Below are 18789 nucleotides of genomic sequence, written 5' to 3'. Positions count from 1 at the left end.
CTCGTATCTCCTATGTCCGACTCTGCCTTGGCGAAATCCGCCGATCCTGTTCATCTGTTGTGGTCCATCTTGCGCGAGCAAGGCTTCGATGCCGCCGCACGAAGCGCTGTCGAGTTCGCGGCACAAGGCATGACGCCGCAGCTGCACGCGGACTTGTGCGCGAGCGCGGGCCGCTTCGAAGAGGCCTATCACAGCGCGTCGCAAGCGCCGGCCGTGACACGTGGCGCGCGTCATGCCCGGCTGGCGCTCTTCGCCGATGCACTCGGCCATGCCGAGGCCGCGCAGCGCCACAGCGAACTGGCGGTGGTTGCCCAGTCGCAGGCTGCGACGATCGACTGGATTGTCTGGTTGGTCGATCATTGCGGCGCGCATTCGGCAGCGGCGCACATGGTGCGCGCGTATGAGCAGCATGTGCCGCAGGACGCGCGCGCGCCGTGGTGGCTGGCGATTTCGTTGGCAGCACAAACGGATGCGGGTTCGCGAGTCGAGCGTCGCCAGGCATTGTTGCGGGCCTATGCGCTCGATCCGTCGACCCACCCCGCGCTGCCGTTGCAACTCGTGCTCGCCTTGCGCGAGAGTCGCGATTGGCCCGCGGTCGAACGCGTTTGCCGCGAAATGCTGTCGCGCAATCCCGCCGATGCGGAAATGGCCTGGCAACTGAGCCACGCGCAATGGCAATGCAACGACGCGGCGGCGGCCGAGGCGACCATGCGTGCCGTCGATGCCGCCGCGCCCGGTAATGCCGACGTGCTGGCCGCGATCGGCATGTATCTCGCCGAACAGGCTCGCTATGACGAGAGCGAAGCGGCACTGCATGCCGCGCTCGTGTGCGATCCGTCGACGACGCAAGCGGCGGTCGATCTGGCCGATCTGAAATTGCGGCGCGGCGCATGGTCGAGCGGATGGCCGCATTTCGAGGCGCGATTGGCGCGCGACGACCGCGAGTCGAACAATGTGGTCACGTTGATGGCACAGCTGTGCCCCCGCTGGCGAGGCGAACCGCTCGCCGGCAAGACGCTCGTCGTGCACAGCGAGCAGGGCAGCGGCGACGACATCCAGATGGTGCGCTTCGTGCCGGAATTGGCGGCGCGTGTGCGCGCTGAGGGCGGCCGCGTGGTGCTTGCAGTGCGCCGCCCGTTGCAGGCGCTGTTTGCGCGCTATTACGCGGATTGCGTGTCGATTGAAGCGGGTGCGCCCGGCAAACCGCACTATGACTATGGCCTGTCGATGATGAGCGTGCTATCCGTTCTCGGTTTGCCGCCTGAGCAGATGCGCGGCGCGCCATATCTGCATGCCGACGCGGCCAAAGTGGCCGCGTGGCGCGAGCGTGTCAGCGCGTGCGGCAGCGACGCCGTGTTGCGTGTCGGCCTGGTATGGTCGGGCAGCCCGACGCATCGGCGCGACGCAAAGCGCTCAATTCCGCTTGCGGCGCTGGCGCCGATGCTCACTGTATCCAATGTGGTGTTCCATCCGCTGACCCCGGGCCGTCACGCCGACGTGGCGGCTTTGACCGCGCAGGGCCATCGCGTTAGCGATCTGACGGCACGCTACCAGGCGGGTTTCGACGACGTGGCCGCGCACGTGAGCGCGCTCGATACCGTGGTGACCATCGACAGCGCGCCGCTGCATCTGGGCGGCGCGTTGGGGCGTCCTGTTATGGCGATGCTCGATCATGTGTCGCACTGGTGCTGGGGCAATGAGGAAGCGCAGCCGTGGTACGACTCGGTCGATCTGTTCAGGCAGCCGCGGCCGGGGGCGTGGGAGCCGGTTGTGGAGCGCGTGGCGGCCCGTTTGCGGGCGATGGCTGGCGCGCGATAGCTACTCTGCTTAGGCGAATCGCGCGGAAGCTGGAAGGTCGAGCCTATAAGAACGCACACGCACACGCACACGCAGATGCACACGCCGAAGCACATGCAGACGCACATGCAAAACCGCCCGCATGACGCGGGCGGTTTTGCGTTACGAGCCTGACGAACGCCTACTTCTTACCCATCAGCGTATCCATCGTTTCGCCACGCACGAGGATCTCGGTGCGGCGGTTCAGTGCGCGACCCTCAGCCGTGTCGTTGCTTGCCACCGGACTGTTATACGCGTTGCCCTTCGTGCGGATCCGCTCCAGCGCCACGCCGCGCGCGACCAGCGCGTAACCCACGGCGGTAGCTCGGTCCTCCGAGAGCTTCTGGTTGTATTCCAGCGTGCCCACGTTGTCGGTGTATCCCTCCACCACGATCGGTTTCTTGCTGCGCTCGAGCAACACGGCGGAGCGGTTGATCACCATGGCCGCGTCGCCGCGTACTTCGGATTTGCCGAATTCGAACAGCGCCGCCTCCGGCAGCTTCACCGACACCCCGCCGGCGACGGGGGCCACCTCGATGCCGACCGCCTTGTTCAGCGATGTTTCCGTATCGCGATTGAGCGGTGCCGCGCAACCCGCCATTAGCAGGACTGACATCGCGCATGCTGTTGCGCCCAGGAACGTTCTCATGTTTCTTCTTCTCCTTCTCTATCCGATCAAATGGCGCGCCTTTTCGATCTCAGGCGAGCCGCCGACTTTGTAAAGCACGAAGGTTGTATCGCGCGTCGCTGGCGCAGGAGAATCGGAACACTCTGAAATCGATAATCTGTTTGAGGCGAGTCAGCATTCAGACAGTTGTCAATGGAACTTCCTGAAGGGGAGATAGGTGAGCGCTAGGCAATGCTCTGACGGCTGCGCCGCTATAATCCGACACCATGCCTATCCGTTTCGATGCCGCCGACGCCCACTGGCGCGTCGCGCCCTTACCCCGCTTCAGCGCCGCCCAGAAAGACTGGTTGACCCGCGGTGGATCGCTGACCGCGCATCTGCGCACGCTGGGCGAAGTCGCTGTGCGTGTGACGCGCGAAGCTGTCGCGCTGCCGTGGGCCGACGAGCACGCTCCGCTCGGCCTCGTGCCGCGCGCGCCGGTGTGGGTTCGGGAAGTGGTGTTGTCGGTGGACGGTGTGCCCTTTGTCGCGGCGCATAGCATCGCGCCGCTCGCCGCAAGCGTCGGCGTGTGGCAGGCCACGAGGCGCTTGCGTACGCGGCCGCTCGCCGAGTTGCTGTATAGCGATAGCAGCGTCGCGCGGTCGTCGCTGGTGAGCCGCAGGTTGACCGCGCGTCATCCGTTGTACCGATTGGCGGTGCAGGAGATTGACGCAACGCCGCCGCATGCGCTGGTCGCGCGGCGCTCGGTGTTCGAGCGCCACGGTGCGCCGTTGATGGTTACCGAGTGCATGTTGCCGGCGCTGTGGGCGCATCTGGCGTCTTCGGCGCGGACACCGTCTGCGCACCTAGCGTCCGCGCAAGCGCCGCAGCGTACTCATGTGCGGGAACATGGCCGGCCGCTCGAGCATACGGTGTCGCGCGCCCATGGTGCGCCGCGTGCGGAGCCCGCACATCAATCCGAGCGGGGCGCGCGTGAATTCGGGCACGCACCGGCATCGGACTATCATGACGAGCGAGGCGAGCGTGAATCCGGGCACGCGCTGGCGTCAGATCGTCATGACGAGCGTGGCGCGCGTGACTCCGGGCACGCACCGGCATCGGATCATCATGACGAGCGTGGCGCGCGTGACTCCGGACACGCGCCGGCATCGAACCATCATGACGAGCAGGCTGCGCGTGAATCCCGGCACGCGCCGGCATCGGACAGCAAGGTGAAGCGCTGATGCTGCGCGGCTTTCCTCCCGTCGTCGCGGCGGATACACATACGCTGATTCTCGGCAGCTTTCCGGGCGAGGCCTCGCTCGTGGCGACGCAGTATTACGCGCATCCGCGCAATCAATTCTGGCGGCTGCTCGGCGCCGTGCTCGACGAACCGCTGCCCGAACTCGCCTATGAAGAGCGTTTGCGCCTCGTACTCGCGCACGGCATCGGCGTGTGGGACGTGCTCGCCGCCTGCGAGCGCGAAGGCAGTCTTGACGCCGCGATCCGCAACGCCAGCCCCAACGATTTCGCATCGCTGCGCGCCCACGCCCCGCAACTCGCCAAAGTCTGCTTCAACGGCAAGACAGCGGGCCGCTTCGCGTCCGTGATCAGTGAGGCCGGCTACGTCACCCTCGTATTGCCTTCGTCGAGTCCGGCCAATGCTATGCTCTCGTTCGACCAAAAATTGCGTCTCTGGCGCGACATCCTTACATGACGAAATTGATCAAGCGCGCCTCGGCTGAAGCACGGGCGTTCCGCAACAAAGACGCTGACGCGGGCGACAACACGCTGAACAAACAGAAAGCCGCGCGCAACAAAAAGAGCGCGCTGCGCGACGACGATCTGCACGACGCGCCGCAAATCGAAGCGCCGCGCAAGCCACGTTTCGCACCGGTCACGTTCTCGGAAGAGGGCGGCGTGCGGTTCCTGCATTTCGGCACCGAATGGGTGCAGGGCGCGATGCGTCTGCGTAAGCCGGATCACATCGAGCTCGAATACGCGCAGCAGATGATGGCCTGGCTGCTGTTCATCGAAACGCCCAAACGTATCGTTCAGCTCGGTCTCGGCGCAGCCGCGCTGACCAAATTCGCCTATCGCTTCCTGAAGCGCGCAAAGGTAGAGGCGGTCGAGTTGAATCCGGCTGTGGTGGTTGCGGCCCGCACGATGTTCGAACTGCCGCACGACGACGCACGGCTGACCGTGCACGAAATGGACGCATGGGACTTCGTCAACGACCGCGCCAACCATGGCACGATCGGCGCGTTGCAGATCGACGTCTACGATGCCACCGCGCGTGGCCCGGTGCTTGACAGCGTCGGCTTCTACCGTGCGGTGCGCGCATGTTTGACCGACGCGGGCGTGGTGACGGTGAACCTGTTCGGCGATCATCCGAGCTTCGTGCGTAACATGAAGCGTCTGAACGAAGCGTTCGACGGCCGCGTGGTCGCGCTGCCGGAAGTGCACGACGGCAACCGCATCGCGATCGCCTTTTCGGGCCCGGCGCTCGACGTGCCGTTCGCGGCGCTGCAAGCGCGTGCAAAGCTGATCGAAGCCGAACTCGGCTTGCCGGCGCGCAAGTGGATCAAGGGGCTGCAGGAATCGACCGGGCAGAACGGGAGCGCGTTCTCGGTCTGATGAGTGAAACGGTCGGGCCGGGCAAGCCGGTTCGACTGTGGCAAGACCTGGACTGTGGCGAGACCCAAAGGGCCGCCGCCGTTGCGCCCACGCGACGGTCCTCGACGCCACGACCCACCGCGCATCGCGCAGCCTGGCGACATTGCACACGAGGGCTCATCGGCGAGCGAGGCATAGGTTGCCCGGCCCGACGCCTGCGGCCACACCAGCATTTCACCCTGCGCGACACACTGTCCCGCCCCCCTCGAAGCACCTGCCCGCCTGCCTCAAAAGCACGTCCCGCCTCGGGTCGTCCCTGCTTGACCACACGTTCGCGGCTCCTATACTCTTTCGGAGCTTTCGGGGCACCCGTGGCCTATCTGCGACGGGGGGATCCACCACCCGTCAAACACGGGCCAACATTTCAATAATAGGGAAGAGGAGACGTCATGGCTCACGACGCCGACGCGAACAAAGCCAGCAAGCACTGGCTCTGGTTGTTGCTGTTGCCCTGGATCGCCATGATCTGGGTGCCGTCATATAACAAGGTCGAACCGCAACTGTTCGATTTTCCGTTCTTCTACTGGTATCAGCTCCTGTGGGTGCTGATCAGCGCGGTCATTACGGCGCTCGTGTACTTCAAGACCAAGACTCGCTCAACGGGCAACCCGGGTAGCTCGCAAGGGGGCGCACACTGATGAACGCCACCGCAACTTTTGTCTTTGTCCTGTTTTTCATCGGCGTCACCATTCTCGGTTTTGTCGCGGCCCACTGGCGCAAGGGCGACCTGGCCCATCTGGAAGAGTGGGGCCTCGGCGGCCGGCGCTTCGGCACCGTCGTCACGTGGTTCCTGCTGGGCGGCGACCTGTACACCGCCTACACCTTCATCGCCGTGCCGGCGCTGGTGTTCGGTGCGGGCGCAACCGGTTTCTTCGCGTTGCCGTACACGATCCTGATCTATCCGTTCGCGTTCGTCGTGTTCCCGAAACTGTGGAGCATCGCCAAACGTCAGGGCTACGTGACATCGGCTGACTTCGTTTCCGCTCGCTACGGCAGCCGCATGCTGGCGCTGGCGATCGCCGTGACCGGCATCGTCGCGACGATGCCTTACATCGCGCTGCAACTGGTCGGTATCGAAGTGGTGATCGGCGCGCTGGGTTTCGACACCAAGGGCTTTGTCGGCGATCTGCCGCTGATCATCGCTTTTGCGATTCTGGCGGCTTACACGTACACCTCGGGCCTGCGCGCACCGGCCATGATCGCGGTCGTCAAGGACGTGCTGATCTATATCGTGATCTTTGCCGCGATCATCGTGATTCCGCCGCAACTGGGCGGCTTCGGTCACATCTTCAGCGTGGTGCCGCCGGCCAAGCTGCTGCTGAAGGCACCGGACGTGTCGAACCTGAACGGCTACAGCGCGTACGCGACGCTTGCGGTGGGTTCGGCGCTCGCGCTGTTCCTGTACCCGCACTCGATCACCGCGGTGCTGTCGTCGAAATCGGGTAACACCATCCGCCGCAACATGGCGATGCTGCCGGCTTACTCGCTGGTGCTCGGCCTGCTCGCCTTGCTCGGCTTCATGGCCCTGGCCGCGGGCGTGAAGGACATGCCGGAATTCGCGCCGTACTTCAAGGCGTTTGGCCCGAACTTCGCGGTGCCGGCGTTGTTCCTGCACTTCTTCCCGTCGTGGTTCGTGGGCGTGGCGTTCGCGGCGATCGGCATCGGCGCGCTGGTGCCAGCGGCAATCATGTCGATTGCGGCGGCGAACCTCTACACGCGCAACATCCACAAGGAGTTCGTGAACCGCAACATGTCGCCTGAGCAGGAGACCAATGTCGCGAAGCTGGTGTCGCTGATCGTCAAGGTCGGCGCGGTCGCGTTCATTCTCGGCCTGCCGCTGACGTACGCGATCCAGCTGCAACTGCTGGGCGGCATCTGGATCATCCAGACGCTGCCGGCCATCGTGCTGGGTCTGTACACGCGCGTGCTCGACTATCGCGGCCTGCTGATCGGCTGGGCGGTCGGCATCGCCACCGGGACCTGGATGGCGATTTCGCTGAAGCTGGCTGGTGCGGTCTTCACGATCCACCTGTTCGGTCTCGCGATCCCCGGCTACGCGGCGGTGTGGTCGCTGATCGTCAACCTGGTGGTGTCGGTGGTGGTGAGCCTGCTGGTGCGGGTGTTCGGCATGCAGCGCGCCGAGGACCGTACCCGTCCGGAAGACTATCTGGATGTGGTCGAAGGCTAATCAGCCGTTCCATCTCGCCTGAAAAAGCAACGCCCGCAGGCAAAAGTTTGCGGGCGTTTGTCTTTCTGGGGTACTCCAGGGCAGGATAGCGGAACCCCCCTCCAAAAAAGCGTCCCTCGTGCCGCCATGGCTTCTGCCGATTCCCGCACCGTGATCGCCCGCCGTTCGGCTATTAGCCGCATGGTGCGCACGTTCACGTCGCCGTACTACCGCTATCGCCACGCGAAGGTGCTGCATAGTCTGCGTGTGGGCCTTGCGATGATCGTGTCGATTCTCGCGACCACCGGCATCGATATTCCGCACGGCATCTGGGCGTCGGTGACGCTGCTGGTGGTGATCGGCGGCTTGCAGCACCACGGCAATATCCGCAAGAAGGCCGCCGAGCGGGCGGCGGGCACGCTGCTGGGCGCAACGATCGGGCTTCTGTTGATTTTGCAGCAGAATCTGCTTGGCTCGCTGCCGCTCACCTACGTGCTGATGTCGATCGTCGCGGCGATTTGCGCATGGTTCGCAATCGGTTCGTCCGGCTACATCGGTCTTCTGACGGCGATCACGATGTGCATCGTCGCCGGGCATGGCGACAATCTGATCGACGTCGGCCTATGGCGCACGCTGAATGTGCTGATCGGCATTGTGATCGCACTGGCGTTTTCGTTCGCATTGCCACTGCACGCCACGTATTCGTGGCGCTACGGCCTCGCCGCCAATCTGCGCGAATGCGCGCGAATCTACACCCGTTTGCTGGAAGGCGAGACGGTCAGCGACGAAGAGCAGGTCAAACGCTTCCTCGCGATCAACAAGCGGCTGGTTCAGTTGCGCTCGCTGATGCCTTCGGTGGCCAAAGAGATCGATGTGCCGCTGGCCAAGCTCGATGAGATCCAGCGGCTGCATCGCTCGGTGCTCAGTTCGCTGGAGTTGCTGGCAACCGGCTCGCTGATGCGCGCCGATGCCGAGGCGCGCGCTGCGTATGCGCGCGAGTGCGGTGTCGAGGTGCACGCCGTGCGCGGCATTCTGCTGGCGATTGCGCGCGGCTTGCGCTTTGGCCGCGCGACGCACTTCGGCATTCCGGCCGCGTCGCCGCTCGCCCAGACGTGTAGCGACGCGGCGCTTGGATTGCCGCCCGACTTGCAAGGGCCGTATTGGCTCGGGCAGCGATTTGCCGAACAGGTGGATCGACTACGCGCGCTATTGTTGGAAACTGAGCCGAACTGGAATATCGAGCGGCATTCGCGGACTTTGCTGCAGGCTTAGGGCGCGGGGCAAGGTGGCGAAGGGCGACGCCACCGGGCTACTGTTACGGTCGAAGCCACAGCCATGGCCAAAGCCACAACCAAAGCCCGTGAGGCCTTCAGGCGTCCGGTATCGTCACCATCCACGCGAGACCGAAGCGGTCCACCACCATCCCGAAGCCCTTGCTCCAGAAGGTGGCTTGCCACGGCATCGTCACCGAACCGCCGTCGGCCAGCGCGTTGAAATACTTCTGGCCGGACTCGGCGTCGTCAGCCGTCAGCGAGAGGCTGAAGCCGCTGAAGGAGGCTGCGGGATCGCAGTGGCCGTCGGAGGCCATCCAGTTGGTCGAGCCGAGCTTGATCGTGGCGTGCATGATCTTTTCTTCCAGGCCGGGGCGCGGCTGGTTCTGCGGGTCGGGGTTGGGCGGCGCATCCTTGTAACGCATCATCAGCAACACTTCGGCGCCGAGCTTCTCGGTGTAGTACTTGAGCGCTTCTTCACAGCGGCCGTTGAAAAATACGTAAGGCTGAACGTACATGATCGTCTCCCGGAATAGGGTTAGCGGCGCCGCGTTCCTTCGGCAAGCGGCAACGAGGGAGCAGGCGTGCAGACGATTGTAGTCGTCCGTTGCGGCAGCGATTGTGGCGTTATTTCGTAGGGAGGCGAGGCGTGGGCGCTTATCGGACGTATTGGATATAGCGGACGTGCGCCTGTAAACGGCACGCGGCCCAGAACCAGAGGGCTCAGGGCCGCGTATTCAAGCACATGCGCAATCAATCCGCGATCCCGCGTGCGATCGCGTGCGTAAGCGCCGAAGGCGAAGCTTAACGCAGTGCTTCGATCAGCTTTTCCAGCTTGACGGCGTCCGCGGCAAACGCGCGGATACCTTCAGCGAGCTTTTCAGTCGCCATTGCTTCGTCGTTGACGAGGAAACGGAACGAGGATTCGTCGACCGGCACGCGCTCGATGTCCGCACCCGTGGCGATCTCGGGCGACAGCTTGCGCTCGACCTTCTCGGTGCTCTCCTGCAGTTTTTGCAGCAGATCCGGGCTGATGGTCAGCAGATCGCAGCCCGCCAGTTCCAGAATCTGGCCCGGCGTGCGGAAGCTTGCGCCCATCACCTCGGTCTTGTAGCCGAACTTTTTGTAGTACGCATAAATGCGGCGCACCGATTTGACGCCCGGATCGTTGGCGCCGCCGTCTTTCGCTTCGTCCCAGGCGCTGCCGGCGTTCTTCTTGTACCAGTCGTAGATACGGCCGACGAACGGTGAGATCAGTTGCGCGCCCGCTTCGGCGCAGGCAGCGGCTTGCGCGAGCGAGAACAGCAGCGTCATATTGCAGTGGATGCCTTCCTTCTGCAGCACTTCGGCGGCGCGGACGCCTTCCCACGTGGAGGCCAGCTTGATCAGCACGCGTTCGCGGCCGATGCCATGCTCTTTGTACAGGGCGATCAGCTCCCGGCCCTTGGCGATCGACGCCTCCGTGTCGAACGACAGACGCGCGTCCACCTCGGTCGACACGCGGCCCGGGATGATCTTGAGAATTTCGGTGCCGAAGGCGATCAACAACTGGTCGATGATCGCGGCGACCGGCTTCGACGCGTGCGCTTTCACGGTCTTTTCGAGCAGCGGTTTGTAGTCGTCTTTCTGAACGGCCTTCAGAATCAGCGACGGATTGGTGGTCGCGTCCTGCGGCTTGTACTGGGCAAGCTGCTGGAAGTCGCCGGTGTCGGCCACGACGGTGGTGTATTGCTTGAGTTGATCGAGTGCGGTTGTCATGTTCGAGCCTTCATGGCGCGCGTGCGCCGTGGTTCAGGAGAAATGAGATTGCCACCGGACAGAACAGACAAAATCGTTCCGGCGGCCGCGTGTCACGCTGCAGCGTCTGCTCGCCATGTTGCCGGGGAAATCTGGCGGAAGGCGCTGCCGGATGCCTCTATTCTATGGCGGATCGCCTGATGCAGTATTGACACTTGCCCCGGGCGATCCGTTCACGGGGATTTGGGTAGACGGTTTCCGGTGCTGAATCCGGCGCCGCGTTCCGATGTCGATCTTCGGCGCCGATTTGTCGCCTGGCCAACTTCCGATGGATTCCCTGCGCCGAATTACCGTCTGGCTAACTTCCGATGGATTCTCTGCGCCGATCTGCCACCTGCCCATCTTCCGACGCTGATTCTCTGCGCCGATCTGCCACCAGCCCATCCTCCGACGCTGATTTTCTGCGCCGAACTACCACCTGCCCATCCTCCGATGGCTGATTCTCCACGCCGAGCTACCGCCTGCCCATCTTCCGACGCCGATTCTCCGCGCCGAACCGCCACCAGCCCACTGTCTTTGTCTCCGGCGCTTCAGGCACGCCGGGCGTTCAGCACAACTTGCGTCAGCACGCCCGCCACCAGGCCCCAGAACGCCGAGCCGATCGACAGCAGCGTCAGACCCGAGGCCGTCACCATGAACGTCACCAACGCCGCTTCGCGTTGCTTCAGGTCCTGCATGGCGTTGGCGAGGCCGCTCATGATCGAGCCGAACAACGCCAGCGCGGCGACCGAGACCACCAGCGCCTTCGGCAAGGCGGCGAACAGCGCGGCGATGGTCGCGCCGAAAATCCCGGCAATCAGGTAGAAAATGCCGCACCAGACCGCTGCCGTGTAGCGTTTGTCGCGGTTTTCGTGCGCTTCGGGGCCGGTACAGATCGCCGCCGTAATCGCCGCAAGATTGATGCCGTGCGAGCCGAACGGTGCGAGCAGCAACGAGGCGATGCCGGTCGTCGAAATCAGCGGCGCGGAGGGCGTGGTGTAGCCGTCCGCGCGCAGCACGGCGATGCCCGGCACGTTCTGCGAGGCCATCGCGACGACGAACAGCGGAATGCCGATGCTGATACTCGCCGCAACCGAAAACGCCGGCACCGTGAACACCGGATGGGCGAGCGCGACGTGAAAGCGGCTGAAGTCGAGCAGTCCGAGCGCGCTGGCGGCGGCCGTGCCGACGATCAGCGTCGTCACGATCGCATAGCGCGGCGCGAGGCGTTTGACGATCAGGTAGGTGAAGAACATCGTCAGCACGAGCGCCGTCTGGAACTGCGCGGCGCGGAAAATCTCGATGCCGATTTCGAACAGAATGCCCGCCAGCAAAGCCGAGGCGATGCCAGCCGGGATTTTCTTCATCAGCGTGTCGAACCAGCCGGTCAGGCCGACCACCGTCAGCAGCACCGCGCAGACGATAAACGCGCCGATCGCCTCGGGGTAGGACACATGCGGCAGCGACGACACCAGCAGCGCCGCACCGGGTGTCGACCATGCAATCACGATCGGTGCGCGAAAGCGCAGCGAGAGGCCGATCGTGCAGACGGCCATGCCGATCGAGAGCGCCCAGATCCACGAAGAAATCTGCGCATCGGTGAGATGCGCGGCCTGGCCGGCCTGGAACATCAGCACGAGCGAACTGGTATAGCCCGTCATCATCGCGACGAAGCCGGCGACGATCGCCGACAGCGAGGTGTCGGCAATGGGGTTGAAACGCCCGGGCGGCGTGTCGGCAGGGGACAAATCGGGCAATGAAGACTGACTCATACGGATGCTTTCTTATAGTTGGAATGAAAAACGCGAGCGGATTATTTGCTCAACATGCGCATCGCGGTTTCGAGTCCGGCGAGCGTGAGCGGATACATGCGATGGCCGAGCACTTCGCGAATCGCGCTGACCGACTGCCGGTACGCCCATAAGCCTTCCGGCTCCGGATTCAGCCACGCGTGATGCGGGAAATGGTCGGCGAGGCGGCGCAGCCACACGGCGCCGGCTTCGGCGTTGTTGTATTCGACCGAGCCGCCCGGTTGCAGCACTTCGTACGGGCTCATGGTCGCGTCGCCGACGAAGATTAGCTTGTAGTCGGCAGTGAACTTGTGCAGCACGTCCCACGTCGGCATGCGCTCGGCGTGACGGCGGCGGTTGTTCTTCCACAGAAAGTCGTACACGCAGTTGTGGAAGTAATAAAACTCCAGATGCTTGAACTCCGCCTTGGCGGCGGAAAAGAGCTCTTCGGTGCGCTTGATGTGATCGTCCATCGAGCCGCCCACGTCCAGCAGCATCAGCACTTTCACCTTGTTGTGGCGCTCCGGCACCATCTTCAGATCGAGCCAGCCGGCGTTCGCCGCGGTGCTGCGGATCGTGTCGGGCAGATCGAGCTCTTCGGCGGCCCCTTCGCGAGCGAAACGGCGCAAGCGGCGCAGCGCGACCTTGATATTGCGCGTGCCGATTTCGACCTGGTCGTCGTAATCGCGATAGGCGCGCGCCTCCCACACCTTCACCGCCGTGCGATTGCCCGCCGCGTCGCCGCCGATGCGCACGCCCTCCGGGTTATAACCGCCGTTGCCGAACGGCGAGGTGCCGCCCGTGCCGATCCATTTGTTGCCGCCCTCGTGGCGCTCTTTCTGCTCGTCGAACAGTTCCTTCAGGCGCTCCATCAGCTTGTCGAGGCCGCCCATGGCTTCGATCTGCGCTTTTTCTTCCGGCGACAGATCGCGTTGCAGCTTCTTCTTCAGCCAGTCGAGCGGCACATCGAAGGCGAGCTCCGAGGCTTGCGCGACGCCGTTGAAATACGCGCCGAACGCCTGGTCGAACTTGTCGAAATACTGCTCGTCCTTGACCAGCGTGAGGCGCGCGAGATAGTAGAACTCGTCGAGCGACGGCGCGATCACGTTGGCTTTGAGCGCCTCGAGCAGCGTCAGGTATTCCTTCACCGACACCGGCAGTTTGGCAGCGCGCAGCGAGTAGAAGAAATCGATCAGCATGCTGTGTCCTCGGCGGCGTCTGGCGTGCGGCGCGGCGCCTTCATCAACGGGTATTCGCGAGTCATCCGCGGTGAATCAACGGTTGTTGCGGTTCATGAAGATCAGCCGCTCGAACAGGCTCACGTCCTGCTCGTTCTTCAGGAGCGCGCCGTGCAGCGGCGGGATGATCTGCTTCTGGTCGGACGAGCGCAGCGCTTCGGGCGGAATATCTTCCGCGAGCAGCAGCTTCAGCCAGTCGAGCAGTTCCGACGTGGACGGCTTCTTCTTCAGACCGGCGACGTTGCGCAACTCGAAGAAGCTCTGCATCGCCGCGGCGAGCAGTTCCTTCTTGATGCCGGGGTAGTGCACCTCGACGATCTGCTGCATCGTCACCGGATCGGGGAATTTGATGTAGTGGAAGAAGCAGCGGCGCAGGAACGCGTCGGGCAGTTCTTTCTCATTGTTCGACGTGATGATCACGAGCGGACGCTGTTTCGCGCGGATCAACTCGTGGGTCTCGTAGACGTAGAACTCCATGCGGTCGAGTTCGCGCAGCAGGTCGTTCGGGAATTCGATGTCGGCCTTGTCGATCTCGTCGATCAGCAGCACGGTTTGCTCGTCCGACTCGAACGCCTGCCACAGCACGCCCTTGACGATGTAATTGCGGATGTCCTTGACGCGTTCGTCGCCGAGCTGCGAATCGCGCAGGCGCGACACCGCGTCGTACTCGTACAGGCCTTGCTGGGCCTTGGTGGTGGACTTGATATGCCACTGCAGCAGCGGCATGCCGAGCGCGGCGGCGACCTCTTCGGCGAGCATGGTTTTGCCCGTGCCGGGTTCGCCCTTGATCAGCAACGGGCGCTTCAGCGTCATCGCGGCGTTGACCGCGAGCTTGAGGTCGTCGGTGGCGACGTACTGCGATGAGCCTTCGAAACGCATGGCGAGATGCTCTTTTTTGGGAAAAAACCCAGTATAAGTCAGAAGGCCTGTTGGCCTGAAACGGGCTCGCGTAAGGTGTCACCCGCGGTGTCGGACGCTGCAGCGGGCGCACGTAGGGCGTTCGCGAGCGGTCCGTACGCTTGCCCGGCGCCGCCCGGTGGGCGGGCGCAGCCGGCCGGATTGCGCAGTGAGCGCCAGGCGACGTGGGCGAAGCGCGGCGGAGCAGAATGGCGCTAGCCGTGGCTTTGCGGCGCCCGGATGCACCGCGGCCCCCGCGCGGTGGACGTTCGGCGCGGCGTCGCGGTACAATTAGCCCGATTTTTTGCCTGCGTGGCTACCCTTATAAGAAGAACGGCGCGGGCCGTTGCCTTTCTGGGCGCCCGTTCCCCTCATGCCAGGTTACATGCTATGAATAAATTCGTCGGCAAACACGTCGTGATCGCAGCGCTGTCGGTGCTCGCGGGCTATGCGGTCAGTGCGCAGGCAGCGGATGTCGTCGGCAGCGCGAAGGCGGGTCAAGGCAAGGTCGCGATGTGTATTGGCTGCCACGGCATTCCTGAATACCGCACGGCTTACCCCGAGGTCTACCGCGTGCCCATGCTCGGCGGCCAGAATCAGGCATACCTCGAGAACGCCCTGCGCGGCTACAAGAAGGGCGACCGCCATTTCGAAACGATGCACGCGATCACCGCGTCGCTGTCGGATCAGGACATCGCCGACATCGCTGCCTACTACGCAGCGCAAAATTCCTCTTCGAAGAGCAATCCCGACAAGTGATCGGCTGCGGTCTGCGGTCGTCCATCCGGTCACTCGCTATTTATATTCGCGGGATAGGAGAATTCATGAATAAGCCCCAACAGGCACTCACCACGGTGTTCAAGGCTGCATGCGCGTCGGCGGCAGTCATCGGTCTGGTTGCAGCGAACGTCGCGCACGCCGCTGACGCCGGCAACGGCAAGGTGCTGTCGGACAGCCACAACTGTGCAGCTTGCCATGGCGTCAACCTGAACAACCCGGTAAGCCCGGAATATCCGAAGCTCGCCGGTCAACACGCTGATTATGTCTACTGGGCGCTGCGCCAGTATCAGATGGGCAACGGCAACCCGCACCTCGGTCGCAACAACCCGATCATGCAGGCGCAGGTGCAAAGCTTGTCGCCAAGCGACATGAAAGACATCGCGGCCTACGTCGAATCGCTGAACGGCGATCTGGTGCAGAAGAAGTAACAGCGTCGCGCTGTTTTTTGCATTGCTTTCTGATTGAACAACACCCCGCTTCGGCGGGGTGTTGTGCTTTTGGGGCTCAGTCCCGCGTGGCGCGCCGCTCGATACGCTGCAAATACGCGTCCGTGTCCGGCGGCGTGCCGGTGCGCTGTGCTTCCCAGATGGTTTCGCCGAGGCAGTCCATGATCGCGTGCTGCGCCTCGTGGGTCGAGCCGAGACGGGCGGCGAGCCGCTCGTGCGCCGCGCGGATGCCCGGCGGCTGGTCGATCGACAACTGTTCGGTGATCGCCAGATGCATCGACAGGTGCAGGAACGGGTTGGTCTGGCCGCGTTCGGGCGAATAGTCCTGAGCCTGGGCGGCTTCCGTATTGGTGAGATCGGCGTGATATTCCGGATGCTCGACGATCCAGTCAGCGGCGATCGCTTCGAGCGGCGTCAGAATCTCGCCTTGACGCTGCTTGCGCCAGGTATCGGTGAAAAATTGACGGACTTCGTCGCGGCTGGGATTGAACATCGTGGGAATGGTGCGGTGAGTGTGGGGCGGGTTCGAAGGGTGTGATTTTACGCTGGGGCAGGGCGGCTTGCTGGCGGCGCGTCAGTGGGCCGAAGGGCAATGGGGCCGCGGGCGCGCCGGGTGAGTGCAGCATGGGCGATGCGCAAGGACGCCACGGCGATGCGGGCACCGCCTCGCCGCCCGCCGAACCCGTACCGCCCTCAAAGATCCGGCGGCGGCGTCTTGGGCCGGAATTCGCACAGTGGCTCGATCACGCAATGCCAGCATTCCGGCCGGCGCGCTTTGCACACATAGCGGCCATGCAGGATCAGCCAGTGGTGGGCATCCTGCTTGAACTCGGCGGGCGTGAATTTCTCCAGCGCCGCTTCGACTGCCCGCACGTCTTTGCCGGGAGCGAGCCCAGTTCGATTCGCAACCCGAAAGATGTGTGTATCCACGGCGATGGTCGGATGACCGAACGCCGTGTTCAGAATCACGTTCGCCGTTTTGCGGCCGACCCCCGGCAAGCTCTCTAGCGCTTCACGATCCTCCGGCACTTCGCCGCCGTACTGGTCGAGCAAAATGCGGCAGGTTGCGATTACATTCTTCGCCTTGGTCCGATACAGGCCGATCGTCTTGATGTAGCCGGCCACCCCTTCTTCGCCGAGATCGAACACCTTGCGCGGCGTGTTCGCGACGGGGAACATCTTGCGCATCGCCTTGTTCACCGAGACGTCGGTGGCCTGCGCCGACAGCAGCACGGCAATCAGCAGTTCGAACGGTGTGGTGTACTCGAGTTCAGTCGTGGGATGCGGGTTGAGACTCTGAAGCGTCTCGTAGATGGCGCGGCGTTTATTCGCGTTCATGCGCGGCGTGGAGTGATAGGTTAGCGCTTCGTTGGTGGCGTATCGGCGTCGTTTTCGGCGAGTCCGAGACGGCGGCGGCGTGCTTCGGCGGCGTCGATCTGCGCCTGTACGTCGGCGCTGACGCGTTCCGTGTTCTGCGGACCCTGGCCTTTCGCCGCCAATTCCTGCTTCTTCTGACGCGCCCGTTCGAGCGCGGCCTGGATGATCGCGCGTTTTTTCGCTTCGGCGTCGTCCGCTGCGGGCGCGGCGGAGGTTGCCGAGGCATCGGCTTGCGTAACTTGAGCGGGCGCATTGCTAACCGCTCGCCGCGCCGCAGCACGCGCCTCGGCAGCTTCGCGCTCACGTGTGAGACGTGCTTCACGCCGGTCGTGGCGCTCGCGCGCGGCGTCGGCCTGGCTCTGGCTCCATGCGTCCCAACCGGTTGCCTCACCCGTGACCGGCGGCAGCGCGATGCAGTCGACCGGGCAGGGGGGCACACACAGGTCGCAACCGGTACAGAGCTCGGCGATCACCGTGTGCATCTGTTTCGGTGCGCCAACTATTGCATCGACCGGACAGGCCTGCATGCACAGCGTGCAGCCGATGCAAACTTGTTCGTCGATAACCGCCAGCGGACGCGGCCGTTCGACGCCGTTGGCGGAATTGAGCGGAATCACCGGTTTGCCGAGCAGTGCGGCGAGGCGGGCGATGCCTTCGGCGCCGCCCGGCGGGCACTGGTTGTAGTTAGCCTCGCCACGGGCGACGGCTTCGGCATACGGACGGCACGCCGGATAACCGCATTTGGTGCATTGCGTTTGGGGCAGCAGATCTTCGATGCGGTCTGCGAGTGTTTTGAATTCAATCACGGTCACGACATGGGGGCTTGCTTCGGGGCCGCACAACTCGCCGAACGCGGCTTAGGGAAAACACGCGGCAGGCTGGGGCAACACAAAAGCGCGGCGAAAAAAGAGCAAAAAACGGAGCGAAAACACGCGCCGAATAGGCAAATACAGACACGAATAGAGGCGCGATTGGCGTCACGATTGGCGACGTCTAGAATCAGGCGCTGCGCGCAAACTAAATAGCACATTATCGCCGATTTCCCCGATTGCCATCCGCAATCCATGTGCCATAATCGAAGCGCTTTTTCGAATGACCGCAGAAGGGTATTCCCGCAACCAGCCCGTTCAGTGCTGTCGGTGCAAGGTCCGAGGAGAGGCCGGCGGCGCGATTCGGATAACGCGGCTCACGAAGACATGCCACCATGAATCAACCGAAAATCAAAAGAGATCCTGAAGGCACGCGGCGCCGCATTTTGCTTGCGGCGGCCGAAGAGTTTGCAAATGGAGGGTTGTTCGGCGCGCGCGTCGATCAGATCGCCCGCCGCGCGGAAACTAATGAACGCATGCTCTATTACTACTTCGGTAGCAAGGAGCAGCTTTTTACTGCGGTACTCGAGCACGCATTCAGCGCGCTCAATGAAGCGGAACGAACGCTCGAACTGAACGGCATTGCGCCGGTCGAGGCGGTCACACGTCTCGCGCATTTTGTTTGGGATTACTACCGCGATCATCCCGAGCTGCTGCGTCTCATCAACAACGAGAATCTGCATGAGGCACGCTACATGCAGAAGTCGACGCGCATTCGCGAAATGATCTCGCCGATCGTCGCTACGCTCGGCGGCATTCTTGAACGTGGTCAACGCGCCGGGCTGTTTCGCACCAACGTCGATCCGTTGCGCTTTTACGTGACGCTGTCCGGCATGGGCTACTACATCGTGTCGAACCGCTTCACGCTCGAAGCGACACTTGGCCGCGATTTCAGCAGCGCGAGCGAACGCAGTGAAGTCATCCAGATGAACACCGAGTTGCTGCTTGCGTATCTGTTGCGGAAATAAGCTGCGACGCAGCAGCGCAACAACGTAACAAGCGTCACAACAAGCGCTCAGAAACGACAACGGCCTCTGAAGAAGAGGCCGTTGTTTATAT

At 63.3% G+C, this 18789-nt stretch carries 18 protein-coding genes and 1 pseudogene; 10 read left to right on the top strand and 9 right to left on the bottom strand.

Annotated features, from left to right (window positions below):
- Positions 1–12: 12 nt before the first annotated feature.
- Positions 13–1818, top strand: a complete 1806-nt coding sequence (locus tag P0D84_RS14970; RefSeq protein WP_408337556.1) for a hypothetical protein — start codon at positions 13–15, stop codon at positions 1816–1818.
- 160 nt (positions 1819–1978) lie between these two features.
- Here the strand turns inward: P0D84_RS14970 and P0D84_RS14965 are convergent, their stop codons facing one another.
- On the bottom strand, positions 1979–2485 hold the full coding sequence (locus P0D84_RS14965) for an OmpA family protein (protein WP_408337554.1): 507 nt from the start codon (positions 2483–2485) through the stop codon (positions 1979–1981).
- Positions 2486–2730: 245 nt separating this feature from the next.
- Here P0D84_RS14965 and P0D84_RS14960 point away from each other — a divergent pair.
- The 6 genes and pseudogenes from P0D84_RS14960 to P0D84_RS14935 all read left to right on the top strand — a co-directional run.
- Positions 2731–3282: pseudogene (locus tag P0D84_RS14960) on the top strand (chorismate--pyruvate lyase family protein); the annotation flags it as partial.
- Positions 3283–3686: 404 nt separating this feature from the next.
- Positions 3687–4160, top strand: a complete 474-nt coding sequence (locus tag P0D84_RS14955; RefSeq protein WP_408337552.1) for a DNA-deoxyinosine glycosylase — start codon at positions 3687–3689, stop codon at positions 4158–4160.
- Positions 4157–5080 (top strand): class I SAM-dependent methyltransferase, encoded by a 924-nt coding sequence (locus tag P0D84_RS14950; RefSeq protein WP_408337550.1) that lies wholly within the window; start codon positions 4157–4159, stop codon positions 5078–5080. Before P0D84_RS14955 ends, P0D84_RS14950 begins: the two co-directional genes overlap by 4 nt.
- A gap of 428 nt (positions 5081–5508) precedes the next feature.
- Positions 5509–5757 (top strand): DUF3311 domain-containing protein, encoded by a 249-nt coding sequence (locus P0D84_RS14945; RefSeq protein WP_408337548.1) that lies wholly within the window; start codon positions 5509–5511, stop codon positions 5755–5757.
- Positions 5757–7307: a monocarboxylate uptake permease MctP gene (gene mctP, locus P0D84_RS14940; RefSeq protein ID WP_408337546.1), complete on the top strand. Its 1551-nt coding sequence runs from the start codon at positions 5757–5759 to the stop codon at positions 7305–7307. The genes P0D84_RS14945 and mctP overlap by 1 nt, the downstream gene beginning before the upstream one ends.
- Positions 7308–7433: 126 nt before the next feature.
- Positions 7434–8558, top strand: a complete 1125-nt coding sequence (locus P0D84_RS14935) for an FUSC family protein (RefSeq protein ID WP_408337544.1) — start codon at positions 7434–7436, stop codon at positions 8556–8558.
- Between the two features lie 97 nt (positions 8559–8655).
- Here P0D84_RS14935 and P0D84_RS14930 read toward each other — a convergent pair whose 3' ends face one another.
- The 5 genes from P0D84_RS14930 to P0D84_RS14910 all read right to left on the bottom strand — a co-directional run bounded on the left by P0D84_RS14930 (position 8656) and on the right by P0D84_RS14910 (position 14240).
- Positions 8656–9075: a VOC family protein gene (locus P0D84_RS14930; protein ID WP_408337542.1), complete on the bottom strand. Its 420-nt coding sequence runs from the start codon at positions 9073–9075 to the stop codon at positions 8656–8658.
- A 286-nt stretch (positions 9076–9361) separates the two neighbouring features.
- Positions 9362–10315 (bottom strand): transaldolase, encoded by a 954-nt coding sequence (gene tal, locus P0D84_RS14925; protein ID WP_408337540.1) that lies wholly within the window; start codon positions 10313–10315, stop codon positions 9362–9364.
- A 569-nt stretch (positions 10316–10884) separates the two neighbouring features.
- Positions 10885–12105, bottom strand: a complete 1221-nt coding sequence (locus P0D84_RS14920) for a benzoate/H(+) symporter BenE family transporter (RefSeq protein ID WP_408337538.1) — start codon at positions 12103–12105, stop codon at positions 10885–10887.
- A gap of 41 nt (positions 12106–12146) precedes the next feature.
- Positions 12147–13322 (bottom strand): vWA domain-containing protein, encoded by a 1176-nt coding sequence (locus P0D84_RS14915; RefSeq protein ID WP_408337536.1) that lies wholly within the window; start codon positions 13320–13322, stop codon positions 12147–12149.
- Between the two features lie 75 nt (positions 13323–13397).
- The gene (locus tag P0D84_RS14910) at positions 13398–14240 is read right to left on the bottom strand and encodes an AAA family ATPase (RefSeq protein ID WP_012432267.1); all 843 of its coding nucleotides are present in this window, start codon (positions 14238–14240) and stop codon (positions 13398–13400) included.
- Between the two features lie 408 nt (positions 14241–14648).
- On the opposite strand from P0D84_RS14910, the gene P0D84_RS14905 reads away from it, so the two are divergent.
- Together P0D84_RS14905 and P0D84_RS14900 are read left to right on the top strand one after the other, a co-directional pair.
- Positions 14649–15017, top strand: a complete 369-nt coding sequence (locus tag P0D84_RS14905; protein ID WP_408337533.1) for a c-type cytochrome — start codon at positions 14649–14651, stop codon at positions 15015–15017.
- A gap of 65 nt (positions 15018–15082) precedes the next feature.
- Entirely contained in the window at positions 15083–15466 is a 384-nt protein-coding gene (locus tag P0D84_RS14900) for a c-type cytochrome (RefSeq protein WP_408337531.1), read from the top strand.
- Between the two features lie 76 nt (positions 15467–15542).
- Here P0D84_RS14900 and P0D84_RS14895 read toward each other — a convergent pair whose 3' ends face one another.
- The 3 genes from P0D84_RS14895 to rsxB all read right to left on the bottom strand — a co-directional run bounded on the left by P0D84_RS14895 (position 15543) and on the right by rsxB (position 17667).
- Positions 15543–15977, bottom strand: coding sequence for a DUF1841 family protein (locus P0D84_RS14895; RefSeq protein WP_408337529.1), 435 nt, complete (start codon positions 15975–15977; stop codon positions 15543–15545).
- A gap of 200 nt (positions 15978–16177) precedes the next feature.
- Entirely contained in the window at positions 16178–16822 is a 645-nt protein-coding gene (gene nth / locus P0D84_RS14890; RefSeq protein WP_408337527.1) for an endonuclease III, read from the bottom strand.
- A gap of 20 nt (positions 16823–16842) precedes the next feature.
- A complete protein-coding gene (rsxB, locus tag P0D84_RS14885) occupies positions 16843–17667 on the bottom strand; it encodes an electron transport complex subunit RsxB (RefSeq protein ID WP_408337525.1) in 825 nt (274 codons plus the stop codon).
- 398 nt (positions 17668–18065) lie between these two features.
- Here rsxB and P0D84_RS14880 point away from each other — a divergent pair, with 398 nt between their 5' ends.
- Complete coding sequence (locus P0D84_RS14880) at positions 18066–18698, top strand: TetR/AcrR family transcriptional regulator (protein ID WP_201641502.1); 633 nt, start codon at positions 18066–18068, stop codon at positions 18696–18698.
- Positions 18699–18789: the final 91 nt, after the last annotated feature.

Source organism: Paraburkholderia sp. RL17-337-BIB-A, assembly GCF_046025895.1.
Classification (GTDB): Bacteria; Pseudomonadota; Gammaproteobacteria; order Burkholderiales; family Burkholderiaceae; genus Paraburkholderia; species Paraburkholderia fungorum_C.
The sequence above is the reverse complement of the archived record's forward strand: the minus strand, read 5'-3'. Positions and strand labels throughout refer to the sequence as shown.

Bases quoted from the DNA above. Each gene is read 5' to 3' on its own strand.
- P0D84_RS14965 (WP_408337554.1), bottom strand. From the start codon at position 2,485: ATGAGAACGTTCCTGGGCGCAACAGCATGCGCGATGTCAGTCCTGCTA.
- P0D84_RS14880 (WP_201641502.1), top strand. From the start codon at position 18,066: ATGAATCAACCGAAAATCAAAAGAGATCCTGAAGGCACGCGGCGCCGC.
- P0D84_RS14950 (WP_408337550.1), top strand. From the start codon at position 4,157: ATGACGAAATTGATCAAGCGCGCCTCGGCTGAAGCACGGGCGTTCCGC.
- P0D84_RS14895 (WP_408337529.1), bottom strand. From the start codon at position 15,977: ATGTTCAATCCCAGCCGCGACGAAGTCCGTCAATTTTTCACCGATACC.
- P0D84_RS14900 (WP_408337531.1), top strand. From the start codon at position 15,083: ATGAATAAGCCCCAACAGGCACTCACCACGGTGTTCAAGGCTGCATGC.
- P0D84_RS14935 (WP_408337544.1), top strand. From the start codon at position 7,434: ATGGCTTCTGCCGATTCCCGCACCGTGATCGCCCGCCGTTCGGCTATT.
- P0D84_RS14945 (WP_408337548.1), top strand. From the start codon at position 5,509: ATGGCTCACGACGCCGACGCGAACAAAGCCAGCAAGCACTGGCTCTGG.
- tal (WP_408337540.1), bottom strand. From the start codon at position 10,315: ATGACAACCGCACTCGATCAACTCAAGCAATACACCACCGTCGTGGCC.
- P0D84_RS14955 (WP_408337552.1), top strand. From the start codon at position 3,687: ATGCTGCGCGGCTTTCCTCCCGTCGTCGCGGCGGATACACATACGCTG.
- P0D84_RS14910 (WP_012432267.1), bottom strand. From the start codon at position 14,240: ATGCGTTTCGAAGGCTCATCGCAGTACGTCGCCACCGACGACCTCAAG.
- P0D84_RS14920 (WP_408337538.1), bottom strand. From the start codon at position 12,105: ATGAGTCAGTCTTCATTGCCCGATTTGTCCCCTGCCGACACGCCGCCC.
- P0D84_RS14970 (WP_408337556.1), top strand. From the start codon at position 13: ATGTCCGACTCTGCCTTGGCGAAATCCGCCGATCCTGTTCATCTGTTG.
- P0D84_RS14930 (WP_408337542.1), bottom strand. From the start codon at position 9,075: ATGTACGTTCAGCCTTACGTATTTTTCAACGGCCGCTGTGAAGAAGCG.
- P0D84_RS14905 (WP_408337533.1), top strand. From the start codon at position 14,649: ATGAATAAATTCGTCGGCAAACACGTCGTGATCGCAGCGCTGTCGGTG.
- P0D84_RS14915 (WP_408337536.1), bottom strand. From the start codon at position 13,322: ATGCTGATCGATTTCTTCTACTCGCTGCGCGCTGCCAAACTGCCGGTG.
- nth (WP_408337527.1), bottom strand. From the start codon at position 16,822: ATGAACGCGAATAAACGCCGCGCCATCTACGAGACGCTTCAGAGTCTC.
- mctP (WP_408337546.1), top strand. From the start codon at position 5,757: ATGAACGCCACCGCAACTTTTGTCTTTGTCCTGTTTTTCATCGGCGTC.